The following is a 15,596-nucleotide window of genomic DNA, read 5'->3' as shown; positions in this document are numbered from 1 at the left end:
AAAATAACTAAATTTGTGGTCTTAAAAGCAAAGTATTTTACAACATTAATAGATTGAAAAATTCAATTGGTCAATAAGTTGGATAGCTAATCTTTTAATTATTAATCCTTTAAATCTTTTAATTAATTACTTATGGATATAGAAAATCTACAAATACAGATAAAAACATTCTTCGGACTGGAGCAGATTCTGGCGGAAGAAATCAAAAAATTGGGTGGTAGAAATGTTGAAATCAAAAATAGAGCAGTAAACTGTGAAGGAGATTTGGGCTTTCTTTATAAGATCAATTATTCGGCAAGAACAGCATTGAAGATTTTGGTGCCGATTCATCAGTTTAAGGCTTTTAATCAACATCAGTTCTATGACAGATTGTTCAAATTTGAATGGGATGAATTTATGGATGTAGATCAGTCTTTCTCTATTGATGCAACTGTAAACTCTGAAACGTTTAAACATTCTCAGTTTGTAACCTTGAAAATGAAAGATGCGATTGTAGATTATTTTCAGGAAAAGCATAGAAGACGTCCCAATGTAGAAACCAAAAATCCGGATATTAAATTCCATCTTCACATTGACAGGGAGTTGGTGATGATTTCTATGGATTCTTCAGGGGATGCATTGTTTAAAAGAGGCTACAGAAGAGAACAGGGCGAAGCGCCAATTAATGAAGTTCTTGCAAGTGGAATGCTTCAGCTTGCCGGTTGGGATGGGAAAGGTAACTTCCTGGATCCGATGTGTGGTTCCGGTACCTTGTTGATTGAAGCAGCAATGATTGCAATGGATCTTCCGGCTCAGATCTTCAGAAAAAGATTTGGATTCCAGAACTGGAAAAACTATGATGCAGATTTGTTCTCAAAAATTAAAGAGTTCAGAATTAATAGAGTGAGACAATTTGATGGAAAGATCGTTGGATATGATATTGATTCAAGAATGTTGAATGCTGCAAGAATAAATGTAGAAGCAGCAGAAATGGAAGATGTTATCGAGATCACAAAACAAGACTTCTTTGAATCTAAAAAAGAACTTTTCCCTCTATTGATGGTATTTAACCCTCCATATGATGAGAGAATTTCCATTAATGATGATGATTTCTACAAAAAAATAGGAGATACTTTCAAAACTCACTATCCAAATACTCTTGCGTGGTTAATTTCATCTGACCTTGAAGCTGTGAAGAAGATAGGTTTACGCCCTTCAAGAAAAATTAAGCTTTTCAACGGAAAGCTGGAAACAAGATTCTTACAGTATGAAATGTATGAAGGAACGAAAAAGGTGCATAAATTAGAAGATAAGTCTTAATTATGTCCTGGAATTTTTTTGAAGTATTGGGAATGACGGCGGATGCATTTTCTGCAGTGGCAACTCAACCTGTGAAAGATTCCGAAGCTCGTGCCCGCAAGAAAGGTAAACAAAAAGATAAATATTTTACAGAGAAAGTCAGCGCAAGATTTATTCTTGCGTCTGTCATTCTCTTTGTAATTGCTTTTAAAGATCCGGTACCCGCAGAAAATTATGTGCAAACTTTAATTGTAACCTCGTTAATTGGTTTTGCAATTTCATGTGTGTTGTTTTTTGTTTTGAATTTGATGGAGCTTTATTACTTTAAAAATGTTTTTAAGCTTCTTCTTTTTAGCTGTTCTGTAATTGCATTTTTTATTGCCTTGGTAATGTGTGTTTATTTTCAATCAGGAGTTTTTATATAAACTTATAAAAGTTAATTTCTCCGAATAACCTGTTAAACTGTTTGCTGTTTCTTCTGCGAATAAGTAATTTTGAAAAATTTTCAATTTGAAACCTACGATTTCTATTATTGTTGCTATTTACAACCGAAAGGATGAACTTTTCGAGTTACTGACCTCATTGACCCAGCAGACCGATAAAGAGTTTGAAATCATTATTGTGGATGACGGTTCTCTGATAGACTTGAAACCTACAATAAAGAACTTTGAGGAAAGCCTTGATATTAAATATTTCAGAAAGGATAATTCAGGACCTGGGCTTACGAGAAATTATGGGGCGAAAAGAGCAGCCAATGAATGGCTGGTATTTGTAGATAGTGATGTAATTGTAGAGAAAGACTATATAGAGCATATTAAAAATGATATACTGACCATTCCATGTGATGCATTTGGAGGAGCAGATAAGGCTCATAAAGGCTTTAATCTGATGCAAAAAGCCATTTCGTACTCTATGACATCTGTATTTACGACAGGAGGAATCAGAGGGAATAAAAAAGCGGTTTCGAAATTTCAGCCAAGAAGCTTTAATATGGGAGTGAAAAAAGCTGTTTTTGAGAAAGTAGGTGGCTTTTCTGAGATGAGAATAGGAGAGGATCCTGATTTGTCTATGACTCTTTGGGAAAATGGGTTTACCACTGCTTTTTTTGATGATATTGCTGTATATCATAAGCGTAGGGTGGATTTTGGAAAATTCTCCAAGCAAGTTTTTCAGTTTGGCTGTGCCCGACCGATTCTTAATCAGAGACATCCTAATTATGTGAAGATCTCTTTTGCTTTTCCTACCTTATTTATGTTGGGGTACATTATGGGCTTTTTTGAATATTTCTTTTTAGGAAGAGGAATTATTCTTACATTTTATGGGTTGTATACCTTTTTGGTATTATTTCATGCCCTGCTATTGACTAAAAATATAAGTATTGCCGGTATGGCAGTAATTTCCACCTATATTCAGATGCTTTCCTATGGCTATGGTTTCCTTAAGTCTTGGGTTCTTTTAAATGTTTTCAAAATGAAGCCTGAAGAAGCGTTTCCGCATCATTATCATAAAAAATAATACATTGATTAAGTTTGTATTACTTATGAAAATATTGGTGTTTACCTATAAAAAATAAAGAAGGCTGTCTCATTAAGGCAGCCTTCTTTTTACAATAAATTTAGGATATAGAAATGTTTTCATGGTTAAGAACACCTGCTTTCAGCATACATTCTTTCATCTTATGATAGGTTCTTTTAATATCGTGATCTAAACCGATAGAGAATCTGATTAATCCATCAGAAATACCGATTGAAGCACGTTCTTCCTCCGGAATTTCAGAAGAGGTAGATTTTCCTGAGCACGAGAATAGGGTTTTATAAAAACCAAGACTTACTGCCAGATAACCCAAGTTGGCTTCCTGCATCATTTCCATCAGTTCATTGGCTTTTTCCGTAGTTCCGGCATCCAATGTCAATAATCCTCCAAACCCATATTCCTCATCAATCATACTTTTCATTAACTCATGATTTTTATGGGATGGTAAGCCCGGGTAAGAAACTTTTAAACCATCTTTTTCAAACCTTTCGGCAAGGTACATGGCATTATGACTGTGCTGTTTTATTCTGATATGAAGAGTTCTCAGGTTTTTCAGGATACTTGAAGCTCTTAGGCTATCCATGGTAGGACCAAGAAGCATACAAGCTCCGGAATTTACATTTTTAGTATCATCAATAAATGCCTGTGTTCCACAATACACACCACCCACAGTATCGCTGCTTCCATTGATGAACTTTGTCAGACTATGAATAACGATATCTGCTCCAAATAGTTGTGGAGAAATGGAAAGAGGTGAGAATGTATTGTCTACAATTAGTTTTAAATTATGCTTTTTACAAATCTCAGAAAGCTTTCTAAGGTCTGCAACTTCAAGCAACGGATTACTTACACTTTCGCAATAGATTACTTTTGTATTGGGAGTTATAGTATTTTCTATGGAATCAAAATTATTGATATCTACAAAAGAAGTTGCTACATTAAACTGTGGTAAAAAGTTTTTAAGAAAGGCATAGGTTCCTCCATAAATGGTTCTGCTTGAAATGATATGGTCTCCACTTTTGCATACTTGCATTAAAACGGAAGTGATGGCTCCCATTCCGGATGCTGTAACGTTGGCAGATTCTGTATTTTCCATCTTTGCCAAAGCTTGTGCCAGGTAAAGATTCATGGGAGATGAATGTCTTGAATATAAATAACATCCTTCTGCATTTCCCTCAAAGGTATCAAACATCGTCTTTGCGGAAAGGAAAGTATACGTGGAACTGTCTGAAATAGAAGGATTCACTCCTCCAAATTCGCCAAAATACTGAAGATCCTGAATCTCGTTGGCTGCGTTAAAGTTTTCCATAAGCATTGTTTTTATTTTATTTGCCTAATTTGAGTTATTTTCCTAATTATTACAATATAAATTTGAATTTATAGAATATAAAACTGGAAAATATTGATTATATAGAAAATATAATTAGTATATTCGAGAATATTAAATTTTCACCAAAAATTTATCTATGGAACTTGACGAAACGGATAAAAAACTGCTGTTGTTTTTACAGGAAGACTGTAAACAAACCACCAAAGAGCTTTCCGGCAAGCTTGGATTATCAGTTACAGCTATTTATGAGCGAATAAAGAAACTGGAAAACGCCGGTGTCATTTCAAAATATGTTGCGTTGTTGGATAAGAATAAGGTTAAGCGAAACTTTATCGTTTTATGCCACGTGAAATTAACGCAGCACAAGAAAGAATTTGTGCTACAGTTTGAAAAGGAGGTAATGAACCTTCAGGAAGTTACAGAATGCTTCCATGTAAGCGGAGATTATGATTATATCCTTAAAATTGGGGTGAGGGATATTGAAGATTACCGAAATTTTATGCTGACAAAGCTTACGACGCTTCAGCACATCGCAAGCACGCACAGCTCATTTATGATTTCTGAAGTAAAGAATACCACAGCAATTGTATTGTAAGAGCGTAAAAAATAGGAATGACAGATTCATTATCAGTGTCATTCATTGCTTATTATTTAAACCAGTACTCCATTTTTAGAAGCTATTGGGTCAGGTAGGTCTGTTTCTCCAGTCATTTGAAGCAGATCAATCTCTATAGTTCTACAGATGGAAAGCATTGGAACATCAAACATTAATCCGCCAAAAGGGTTCTCAGAATAATCTCCCACGAGTTCCATGATAATGTAAATCCATCCAATGATGATACAGAAAGGAATAGAGGTCCAGATTCCCCAATCACCTAATTTAGCAAATTCATTCACCAATCCCAGTGGAAGTAAAGTAATGAAAAGGATATTGAAGACAAATGCTGTACTTGCAAATTGTCTTGGTGACGGAAACTTCTTAATTCTTTCTGCCTGTCCCTGAAAACCATAAAACTCATTCAGACAGTTTTGTAGCTGTGTCTGATTAAAATCTGTAATGGCATTCATGTTTTTAAGTTCATTAATGTCTTTTGCCTGTTGAGAGATCAGGTATGTAGCAAAATTTTTATATTCACTTTTTCGGTCGTATTCTTCTTCCGAAAGATATTTATGGAGGAAGATTGGAGCTCTTCCATAATCCGGAAATCCAGCTTTGATTAATCTGTTTCTTCTCAAGTTGATATTACCAAACTTGTTTTCAGTACTGATATGCTCCCATTCTGTAGGAACTAACAGCTGCTCACGGAAAGTATATAGCCATGCAATATGACGGTAGATGATTCTTCTTTTTCGGTCTTCCAGATCAAAAACACCTATTTCTTCATTTTTAGTATCAAAAGCTTGCACCATTGATGCAAATGAACGACTGGAATTTACAATTCCACCCCATATTTTTCGGGCTTCCCAAAGTCTATCATATGCCTGGTTATTTTTGAAACCTACCAAGAATGCTTCTGCTGTACCTATCAATGCTACAGGAACCCATGGAATAGTCATCCAGTGCCAATTGAAGAAATAAAAAAGTATAGCAATTAGAGTACACCATATAGAAATTAAGATAAGATGTAAACCGGATAGGTTGAGAACTTGTTTATAATTAACGTATTTTGTAGTGATCATAAAGAGGGATGTGTTTTTCTGTGCAGACAAAATGAATACCAAACTTTATAAAAGTTTATTCTATAATGTCTGTATCTATTGATTTTTCAAGTTTTCTTTAGTTATAATGACTTAAGATTGAGATTAATAATCTTAAATAAAAGTAGTGAAAAAAATGCATAAAAAAACCTCTAAAAATTTTTAGAGGTTTTTATTGATATCAATTTAATATTGTAGCATTTCTTCTATCTTCTTGGAAAGCTTTTCAGCATTGGGAAGCATTTCCTTTTCCAGTACCAGATTAATAGGAACTGCTGGTGTGTCCAGAGATCCCATTGTTTCTACCGGAGCATCCAGATATTTGAAGCAGTTCTTAGAGATTCTGTGTGCAAAAGCTTCTGCAAAGGAGTTGTTAAGCTGTTCTTCCGTTAGAACGATACATTTACCATGCGCTTTTACTCTTTCAAAAACCAGTTCTTCATCCAAAGGAATTAAAGTTCTTAAATCAATTACTTCAACTCTTCCATTGAAATTCTTAACAGCTTCTTTCGCCCAATAAACTCCCATTCCGTAGGTAACGACTAATAGAGTTCTTCCTTTTTCGGTTTCGTTTTTGTCTGCTTCAATCACTACTTTGCCTTTTCCAAATGGAAGAACATAATCTTCGGCAGGTTCAATTGTTTTAGCATCCTCAGTTCCCGGAACTTTACTCCAGTATAATCCTTTATGTTCAAGCATGATTACAGGATTTGGATCGTAATAAGCTGCTTTCAATAATCCCTTGAAATCTGCAGCGTTACTCGGATAGGCTATTTTGATTCCTTTTATATTGGCTAAAATACTTTCTACACTTCCGCTATGGTAAGGGCCACCTCCGCCATATGCTCCAATCGGAACACGGATGATATTGCTTACAGGGAATTTTCCCTGACTTAAATAGCTTGATTTTGAAATTTCTGTAATTAATTGATTAATTCCCGGATAAATATAATCTGCAAACTGAACTTCAACAATAGGTTTTAATCCTACAGCACTCATTCCTGCTGTGGAACCTATAATGTAAGCTTCCTGAATTGCTGTATTGAAAACTCTTTTGCTCCCAAATTTTTTACCCAAGGTAACGGTCTCACGGAAGACTCCACCGATTCTTTCTCCTACATCTTGCCCATAAAGGATAGCTTCAGGATGCTTCCACATCAATTCCTGTATAGCATGGATGGCTGCGTCTACCATTACAATCTTTTCTCCGTTTGCGGGTTCGCGTGTTCCAGCCTCCGCAATAATTGGAGTAGGGGCGAAAATGTGCTGCATTACGGTATCTGGTTTTGGATCCTCAGCATTTTTAGCTCTTTCAAAAGCTTCTTCAGCTTCAAGGCGTGCTTTCTTTGTAATTTGTTTCAAAAGATCTTCGTTAGCGCCTGCTTCAAGCAATTGCTTTCTAAGAATTTCTCCTGGATCTTTTGCTCTATGTTTAATTAAGTCTTCCTCATCTCTATAGAATTCTCTTCTTACTCCTGAAGTGTGGTGGCCAATCAATACTGTTTTTGCACAAACAACTATGGGTTTTCTTTCTGTTCTTACAAAGTCTACCGCTTTTTTCATAGCTTCAAAACTTTCTACAAAATCAGTTCCGTCCACTCTCATTCTGCTTAATCCTGTAAATCCAGCTACAAAATCATAGGCATCACAGGTTCTGGCTTCTTCCTTAGTTACGGAAATTCCCCATTCATTATCCTGAACAAGAAATATAATAGGTAGTTGATGTAATGCTGCAAATTGTAATGCTTCACTTACTTCTCCTTCGGTTACGGAATTATCACCAAGGCTACAGATTACAACAGGATTATTTTCGAAATTCTGAAGTTTGAATTCCTGAATGTATTTTATTCCCTGCGCAACACCAGTGGTAGGAATGGTCTGCATTCCTGTTGCAGAACTTTGATGAATAATCTTTGGCTTATTTTCATCCCTGCTTGATGGGTGAGAATAGTAAGATCTACCTCCTGAAAAAGGATCTTCAGCTTTAGCCAATAATTGAAGCATAAGTTGATATGGTTCAAAACCAATTCCCAAAAGAATACTTTCATCTCTGTAGTAAGGAGATACCCAGTCTTCTTTTTTTAATTGGTAAGCAGTTGCTAACTGAATGGCTTCGTGGCCTCTTGATGTACTATGAACGTATTTACAGATATTTCTGTTTTCTTCGTAAATATCTGCCATCGCTTTGGCAAGCATCATGTGATTGTACGCTTTAAGTAAAATATCCTGAGAAACTTTTTCGTGAAGTGTATTTTCCATAGAAAGCAAATATACATAAAAAAACAAAATACTAACAACTGTTAGTATTTTGTAAGAAATTAATGTATTTATTGATTATTCGTTAATTGTTTTTCACAGGAATTTCTTTGTTGTCTTATGTTTTAATAAGATGAATTTCTTTTGTAAAACATTGTTTATTAGCTGTTTGTTTGCTTGGTGTTTTATTAGTGAAATAGAGGATGTGATAGTCAGAATAAAATAGAATAATTGAAATTAAAGGATCTACTATTATGGAGTTTAAATTGAGGTCTAATAAACCACTAACCGAATCTAAGCTTTAAATAGATTTATTGATAAAAATAAGGCTATATATCAAATAAAACAGGCCATCGATTTTTATCAATGGCCTGTTTAGGTTTTTTATGTGCTATAGGATTATTCCTTAATCACTTTTTTAGCAACAACATCTTTTTCAGTTTTTACTTCAATGATGTAAACACCTTTTGTATATGATGATAAGTTAATTGCTTCCTTATCACTGTTGATATTTCCGCTCTGTAATTTCTTACCAGATAGGTCATATACATTGAATGTAGATTTTTTAGGAGCATTTAAAATGTTTGTCACATCTTTAGTAATGGATGGTGCTACAGCAAGGTTGCTTAAAGCATTTGCAGCAGACTCTTTAGTTCCTAATACTTCGTTGTGTCCTGTTACAATGATTGAATAGTTTTGAGGAGCAGTTGCACTTGGCGTAGCATTGTTTTTTAATGTTCCTTTATGTAAAACTTCAATTTTGTAAGTTCTTCCTGCTACTGGAGCATCAATAACTACTTGCTCTACGTTATCTACAGTATTGTCTCCTTTGGTTGCAGGTGTCATTGGACTTGTTGCATTTAATTTCCAAGGCATATATACTGTATTGTTCGTAGTATCTGTGATTCTTAAATCCAGGTCATTTACTAGTCTTGAACTTCTGTTGTTGTAAGCTTCATCCCAGCTAAGATCTTCAGAAATTTTGAATTCTGGATCAATCCAAGAAATAGTTACTTTAAGAGGTTCAGTCCCGGACGCCTTAACTACTTTAGTGTTTGTAGTACCATTATTTAGAGTTTCATCTTTAAAAATAACACTATTGTTAGATTTTCCAACTAATAATTCAGCACCTTTTTTTGCATTAATGAATCCCCATCCAAAATGTGGATCTGGACCTACATTTCCTGCTTCAGAAGCAGAGTGAATCATTAACGTTTTTGCAGAAGCAGCTTTTAATTCAGTATTGTCAAATAATTGCTTGTTGATTTGAGTCCAAAGACCAATGATACCTGTAACTACTGGCGCTGAATAAGATGTTCCGCTACCTACTGTTAAACCATTACTTCCTGTTGTGTTTTCTGCTGTTGAACCACTTCCTACTCCTGTTCCTACAGCTGAAATGTCTGGTTTAATACCTCCGTCATCTCTAGGACCAGCACTACTGTAGTCAGAGTGAACAACGTTAGCGGCTGTCAGATATCTTCCTCCATTGGCTGTAATGATATCTGTAGCAGCTACAACAATAATGTTTTTAGCTAGTGAACCTGTTCCGATACAGTCAAATCCTTGACTACAGTTTACAGGAGGTAGTACATCCGTAGCAGCAAATGCAACCGGAGTATTACCTTGCATATAGTATCTTGGTGTAGGTGGAGCAGGTGGAGTAGAATATTCTTGCCCCGTTCCGAAATAATTACCTGAAGACTTTACAATAATGTATGATGGGTTGGCGTATACAATAGCGTCATAATTTTGGTCATTATCAAGATAAGTACCTTGTAAATCACGAGAAGAACTAGGACTTGTAAAATCTCCGTTCCATACTAGTGCGTCAACTCCATTTACTACTTTGTCAGCCCATCCTAGATTAATTCCATAAGAGTGGTTAGATATTTTTGGCTGAGCAATTACTATTTTCTGAAATACATTGCTAGAAGCAGTATTTCCAGGTAAAACAGAATCACGGAAAGCGTAAGAATCCATTGTTGAATTTTTTGCTATCCCTTGGAAGTTTACTGTTTTGGAAGTACCATCAGTAAAATTAAGTGTTTGGGTATGTGCTCTTGCTCCTATAAACCCGGCAACGGAAGTAGCGTGAGCACTATAGTTCATTGTAGTTGCTTCTTTACTGGTAATTCTTCCACCAGGTATGTTATCAAAGAAAGCGTGTCCCCCATATATTCTTCCTCCGTCAAAAACAGTAAATTTTATATTTTCTCCATTAAACGCTCCTGTAATTCCAGTGATTGTTCCGTTTTGAAGAAAATCTGCATTAGCATTTTTAATTTGATCCATATCTTCAGACTGGCGAAAATAAGGTCTGCCATCTGGAGTGAATCCAGCTAAATTACTTCTTTGTTCCAAAAGCTCTTTTAGAGCCTCTGGGTTTCTGTTTGCTCCAAAGTTTTTCGCAACATAAGAATCAAACTTTGCGCTGTTCTCTTTGTTTTGTTTTTCAAACTCTCTTTTTAGTCCCTCATTGTTTTGTGCACTTAGCATTGAAATAGCTAAAGTGCCAACCAAAAGTAAATGTTTCTTCATAATGGTTAGTAAAATATTAAAAAATTGTAATTCATCAAATATATGATAAAATAATTAAATAAGTGGAGTTATTAATGATTAAATATTATTTTTGATTAAAATTTTTATATTATTCGTTAGTGTAGGTTGTTTTTATGTATTATTTAAAACGGTTTTTATTTGCGAATTTTTAAAATGATGTTTGTTGTTTGTATTGTTGTTTTAGACTATTTTTTGAAAAAAATGAAGTAACTTTACATTCTCTTTTTTATAAAAAAGTTAGAAAATTACATGTATTTAATTTTTGACACAGAAACAACCGGTTTACCTAAAAATTTTAACGCACCACTTTCAGATTCAGATAACTGGCCGAGAATGGTACAGATTGCTTGGCAGGTGCATGACGATAATGGTAATTTAATTGAAAATCAGGATTATATAATAAAACCTGAGGGGTATGACATTCCCTTTAATGCGGCAAGAATTCACGGTATTACCACTAAAATTGCTAATGAAGAGGGGCGTGATCTTCAAGAAGTTTTGGAAGAATTTTCTGAAGTTCTTGAAAGAGTAAGAGTGGTTTCCGGACACAATGTTGAGTTTGACTACAATATTGTAGGAGCAGAATTTTATAGGAAAAATTTAAAAGATAATCTTCAGGAAAAGCCAAAGGCTGATACAATGATCCTGGGAACCGACTACTGTAAGTTAGGCGGTGGAAGAGGAGGGAGATATAAGTCTCCAAAACTTGAAGAACTCTACGAAAAACTTTACGGAAGTAAATTTGATGAAGCTCACAATGCTGCTGCGGACGTAAACGCTACCGCAAGGGTCTTCTTTGAAATGATGAGAATTGGAATAGTTCCCGCAGAAATTCTGAAGATATCAGAAGATCAGCTGAGTTATTTCAAGAGTCTTTATCCTGATCCAATCAAACCTTTTGGAATTGTTATCCGTAGACAGGTTGCTGATTTTAATAATAAGAAAAAGCAGCAGGATTTTGGAAGTATTGATGAGATTGATCTCGGGAAATATTTCAATTTTGACAATCATAGTGTTTTCTCAACACTAACGGCTACTTCAAGTATCAATGACTTGATTAAAAAGGCCTCTGATGAAAACTTTCCGGCTGTCGGAATGGTTGATTTGGGGAATATGATGGGGGCTTTCAAGTTTGTTTCTGCAGTAGAAGGAACGAATGGGGACAGAGCAAAAAAACATAAAGAATACTTAGCTAAAAAGCAGGAAGCGGAAGAAAATGGAACAGAGTTCAATGATGTAGAGCCTGTTTCAGAACCGTTAATTCCTGTTGTGGGATGTGAATTTTATATTTCAGACCGTTATGAGCAAAAGCAGTTTACCAAGGATGATCCGGATAGGAGAACTCAGGTTGTGCTTTTAGCAAAAGATTTTAACGGGTATAAAAACCTGGCGAAACTTTCGAGTATTGGATTTCTGAAAGGTTTTTATTTCGGGGTTCCTAGGATAAGCCGAGAATTAATAGCTCAGTATAAAGAGGGGATTATTGCTTTAACTTCGGGAATTCTTGGAGATATTCCTGATGCTATCTTAAATACAGGTGAACAAAAAGGAGAGGAGCTTTTCAAATGGTGGAAAGATACTTTTGAAGATGATTTTTATGTTCAGCTTCAAAACCATAAATTACCTGAAGAAGAGCATTTGAATGAAGTTCTCTTATATTTTGCAGATAAATATAATGTTAAGATCTTAGCTCAAAACCAAACTTTTTATAGCAATAAAGATGACTCCAATATTCAGGATATTGTAAGTTGTATTAAAGATGGTGAAAAGCTTTCAACTCCTATCGGAAAAGGATTTGGTAAGAGAAGAGGTCTTTCAACCGGAGAATATTACATGAAGAATTCTCATGAAATAAAAGAAGCCTTTTTAGCGTATCCTGATGCATTTGAAGCCTATGAAGAATTTTTTGCAAAATTTAAACCTTATACATTAAAAAGGGATGTACTTCTTCCAAAGTTTGATATTCCGGAAGAGTTTATTCATGCAGAAGATGAGGTAGATGGTGGGAAGCGCGGTGAGATGGCTTATCTTACCTATCTTACGTATGAAGGGGCAAAGAAAAGATATGTAGAAACGGGAATTACCGATGAAATAAAAGAACGTCTTGACTTTGAGCTTGAGGTTATTGCTAATACGGGTTATCCGGGATACTTCCTTATTGTACAGGATTTCTGTAATGAAGCCCGTAATATGGGAGTTTGGGTGGGTCCCGGAAGAGGATCTGCTGCCGGATCTGCTGTAGCTTATTGTATTGGAATTACGAATGTTGACCCTATTAAATATGACCTCCTTTTTGAGAGATTCTTGAATCCTGAAAGGGTTTCGATGCCCGATATTGATATTGACTTCGATGATGAGGGAAGGGATAGAGTTATCAAATGGGTAGTTGAAAAATATGGAAAAACTCAGGTAGCACAAATTATTACTTATTCAGTATTGGGGGGGAAATCTGCCATTAAAGATGCCGGAAGAGTTTTGGATGTTCCTATTCCTGATACAAACAATATTGCTAAGCTGATTCCTCCGAGTCCGGGGATGAACATTGCAAAGGCTTTAGCAAAATATGACAAATTAAAACCTGAAGAACAAATGCTTGTCGATGAGATGAGGTATGTTCTTGAAAGCCCTGATGATTCACGCCATGGAGTGTTAGCGAGTGCTAAAAAGATGGAGGGTTGTATCAGGAATACTGGGATTCATGCCTGTGGTGTAATTATTACACCGGAAGATGTGAGTAATCTGGTGCCTGTGACTATTGCAGCTAAGGATGCTGATATTTTGGTGTCTCAGTTTGATAACTCAGTAGCAGAAAGCGCGGGTCTGCTGAAAATGGACTTCCTTGGGCTTAGAACATTAACGATCATTAAAGATGCTCTAAAGCTTGTAAAGGCAAGGTATGGTTTGGATATTGATCCAGATGAAATTCCTTTGGATGATACTAAGACCTATCAATTATTTAAAGAAGGAAGAACAGTTGGTATTTTCCAGTATGAAAGTCCCGGGATGCAAAAATATATGAGAGAGCTTAAGCCTACGGTTTTTGCTGACCTTATTGCCATGAATGCATTATACCGTCCGGGTCCGATCAAGTATATTCCAAACTTTATTAACAGGAAGCATGGAGTAGAAGAGATTGTATACGATTTACCGGAAACAGAAGAATATTTACAGGAAACCTACGGAATTACCGTTTATCAGGAGCAGGTAATGCTTTTATCCCAAAAATTGGCCAACTTTACAAAAGGTGAGGCAGATACCCTGAGAAAGGCAATGGGTAAAAAGCAGATTGATGTTCTTAATAAAATGTATCCTAAATTTATTGAAGGAGGCAGAAAGAATAATCTGAATGAAGAAAGGCTTGAGAAAATTTGGAATGACTGGAAAGCATTTGCTGAATACGCATTCAACAAATCTCACTCTACCTGTTATGCCTTTATTGCTTATCAGACTGCATTCTTAAAAGCAAATTATCCTGCCGAATATATGGCAAGTGTAATGAGTAATAACATTAACAATACAGATTCAATTACCATGTTTATGGAGGATTGTAAGAGTATGGGAGTTGATGTCTTAGGTCCTGATGTGAATGAATCTCAATATAAATTCTCAGTAAATGAGAAAGGACAAATTCGTTTTGGATTAGGAGCGATCAAGGGAATTGGTGAGGGGCCGAGTGAAGCGATTACCAGAGAACGCGGAAACGGAAGATTTAAAAATATCTATGATTTTTTTGAAAGAATAATGCCATCCCATATGAATAAAAGGGTAGCGGAAAGCTTAGTGGTGGCCGGAGCTTTCGATGAATTAGGTTCTTTTCACAGAGGTCAGTATTTCGATATTGATATGGCAGGAAGAACTAACTTGGAAAGACTAATCAGGTATGGGCAAAGCTTTCAGGAAAGTAAAAATGAGATGGAACACTCTCTGTTTGCCGACTTTGCCGATGAAGTGCAGATTGAGCAACCTAAATTAGCCCCTTGTCCGGAATGGCCAAATATGCATAAATTAAATAAAGAAAAAGAAACTATCGGATTTTATCTTTCTGCTCACCCACTAGATGAATTTAAGTATCAATTCCAGTTTATGCAGGGACGACTTTCCAAAAAGTCTGTTCTGGAAAAAGATGAAGAAGAAAAAACAACTACAGATGAGGCTCCTGTATTGGAACAGGATTCACAAGATGAAACTACGGATCTTGTAGAGATTGTTTCTGATGAATTGTCTGTGGGGGAAGAGGAAGTAGTGGAAGAGGTGACGAAAAAAGCAGAGCCAAAGGGTATTTTTGGATTCTTAAACCTTGATGAGGTGGATGCATATAAGGAACAGGCTTTTGCCAATAAGCCCGAAGAATTATTTGAAGAAAAAAAGAAAGACTGGAAAACACTTCAGAAAGAAAGAGAAAATGGCGGTGGTGGAAAAGAGTACACTGTTGCAGGTTTGATTACAGAATATAGAGTTCAGGATGGTTTCAGGAGTGGTGAAAAAGTAGCTTTTGTAACTCTGGAGGACTATTCAGGATCTTATTCTTTCAGATTGGGAGATAGGGATTATATGAGGTTGAAAGAAAAACTTGAAGTTCAGAGATTTGTTATATTCAAAATAAAATTTGCTCAGGTAAAAGACGGACGCGTTTTTGTGAATGTAAATGATGTGATTGAGCTTCAGGAAGCTTTTGAAAGATTTGCTAAAAGTATTTCTCTTGTGATGGATGTGATGGATGTAAGGCCGGAAGATCTTGACTTTTTCAGAACAGTGCTGGATAGAAATAAAGGAAGTCAAAAATTAAAGTTCTTCATTAAGAATATTGATGACGACTCTCATATTGAAGTTCAGTCTATGAAACATTCCGTAGATTTAAATGGAGATTTGATTAAAGAAATACAATTACTCAATAAGTATGAGTTCTATTTGAACTAAATCTATAGTATAATTGATTGAA

At 35.6% G+C, this 15,596-nt stretch carries 9 protein-coding genes; 5 read left to right on the top strand and 4 right to left on the bottom strand.

Annotation, left to right across the window (positions count from 1 at the left end; translation table 11 throughout):
- The first annotated feature begins 132 nt into the window (after window positions 1–132).
- From C1638_RS08910 to C1638_RS08900, 3 genes are all read left to right on the top strand, one after another.
- Window positions 133–1,299: a THUMP domain-containing class I SAM-dependent RNA methyltransferase gene (locus C1638_RS08910; protein ID WP_109620153.1), complete on the top strand. Its 1,167-nt coding sequence runs from the start codon at window positions 133–135 to the stop codon at window positions 1,297–1,299.
- Between the two features lie 2 nt (window positions 1,300–1,301).
- Complete coding sequence (locus C1638_RS08905; RefSeq protein ID WP_109620152.1) at window positions 1,302–1,703, top strand: branched-chain amino acid ABC transporter substrate-binding protein; 402 nt, start codon at window positions 1,302–1,304, stop codon at window positions 1,701–1,703.
- Between the two features lie 85 nt (window positions 1,704–1,788).
- On the top strand, window positions 1,789–2,793 hold the full coding sequence (locus C1638_RS08900; protein WP_109620150.1) for a glycosyltransferase family 2 protein: 1,005 nt from the start codon (window positions 1,789–1,791) through the stop codon (window positions 2,791–2,793).
- Between the two features lie 100 nt (window positions 2,794–2,893).
- Here the strand turns inward: C1638_RS08900 and C1638_RS08895 are convergent, their stop codons facing one another.
- Entirely contained in the window at window positions 2,894–4,120 is a 1,227-nt protein-coding gene (locus C1638_RS08895; protein WP_109620644.1) for an aminotransferase class I/II-fold pyridoxal phosphate-dependent enzyme, read from the bottom strand.
- 157 nt (window positions 4,121–4,277) lie between these two features.
- On the opposite strand from C1638_RS08895, the gene C1638_RS08890 reads away from it, so the two are divergent.
- Window positions 4,278–4,736 carry an Lrp/AsnC family transcriptional regulator gene (locus tag C1638_RS08890; RefSeq protein WP_109620148.1) on the top strand — a complete coding sequence of 153 codons (459 nt, stop codon included), beginning with the start codon at window positions 4,278–4,280 and terminating at the stop codon, window positions 4,734–4,736.
- A 56-nt stretch (window positions 4,737–4,792) separates the two neighbouring features.
- Here C1638_RS08890 and C1638_RS08885 read toward each other — a convergent pair whose 3' ends face one another.
- The 3 genes from C1638_RS08885 to C1638_RS08875 all read right to left on the bottom strand — a co-directional run bounded on the left by C1638_RS08885 (window position 4,793) and on the right by C1638_RS08875 (window position 10,636).
- On the bottom strand, window positions 4,793–5,821 hold the full coding sequence (locus C1638_RS08885; protein ID WP_109620147.1) for a bestrophin family protein: 1,029 nt from the start codon (window positions 5,819–5,821) through the stop codon (window positions 4,793–4,795).
- A gap of 204 nt (window positions 5,822–6,025) precedes the next feature.
- Window positions 6,026–8,098, bottom strand: a complete 2,073-nt coding sequence (locus tag C1638_RS08880) for an alpha-ketoacid dehydrogenase subunit alpha/beta (protein ID WP_109620145.1) — start codon at window positions 8,096–8,098, stop codon at window positions 6,026–6,028.
- 396 nt (window positions 8,099–8,494) lie between these two features.
- A complete protein-coding gene (locus C1638_RS08875; protein WP_109620143.1) occupies window positions 8,495–10,636 on the bottom strand; it encodes a S8 family peptidase in 2,142 nt (713 codons plus the stop codon).
- Between the two features lie 270 nt (window positions 10,637–10,906).
- Between C1638_RS08875 and dnaE the strand changes: the two genes are divergently transcribed.
- A complete protein-coding gene (gene dnaE / locus C1638_RS08870; RefSeq protein ID WP_109620141.1) occupies window positions 10,907–15,574 on the top strand; it encodes a DNA polymerase III subunit alpha in 4,668 nt (1,555 codons plus the stop codon).
- Window positions 15,575–15,596 lie beyond the last annotated feature (22 nt).

The organism is Chryseobacterium oncorhynchi (assembly GCF_002899895.1).
Lineage (GTDB): Bacteria > Bacteroidota > Bacteroidia > Flavobacteriales > Weeksellaceae > Chryseobacterium > Chryseobacterium oncorhynchi.
Note: the sequence above shows the minus strand (reverse complement) of the source record. Positions and strands in the feature narration are given on the sequence as shown.